1 protein-coding gene is annotated in these 566 nt (G+C 54.2%); it reads right to left on the bottom strand.

What is annotated here, in order from left to right:
- Window positions 1–50 precede the first annotated feature (50 nt).
- Window positions 51–566 (bottom strand): transposase (locus A3754_RS08090; protein ID WP_197468569.1); only part of this gene is annotated, 516 nt, incomplete at its 5' end.

Here is a 566-nt window from a genome sequence, read left to right as displayed (position 1 = left end):
CTAGACCGACGCCAGAGGGTGTTCAAAACTCTGTGTCACAGCCAGCAGCCTCACAGGCTGATGTATTTGTCCAGGCGCTCGGGGAAGTGGATGGCCATCTGTGACAGCGTCAGATTCCAGTTCTGCACCGGGTGGGTCCAGCGCTCGGATGCCTTGAGTATACCGGCATAGAGCAGCTTCAGTAAGGCGTTCTCACTGGCGAAGCCACCCTTGGTCTTTGTCAGCTTGCGGAACTGGCGATGTACGGCCTCCACGGCATTGGTGGTGTAAATCGCAGTACGGACGTAATCAGGGTATTTGAAGTAGGCTGACAGGGTTGGCCACTTTTCCCGCCAGGACTTGATTACCATCGGGTATTTCTCGCCCCACTTGGCTTCCAGTTCATCGAGTGCGTTTTCTGCGGCGTTCAGCGTTGCAGCCTTGTAGACGGGCTTCAGGTCGGCCATGAAGGCTTTCTGGTTTTTCGAGGCAACATACTTCAGTGAGTTACGGATCTGGTGAATCACGCAATGCTGGATTTCCGTTTTCGGGTAAATGCTCTCGATGGCTTCAGGGAAGCCTTTCAA

Source organism: Alcanivorax sp. HI0083 (genome assembly GCF_001635175.1).
This window is presented reverse-complemented; position numbering and strand designations above follow the sequence as displayed.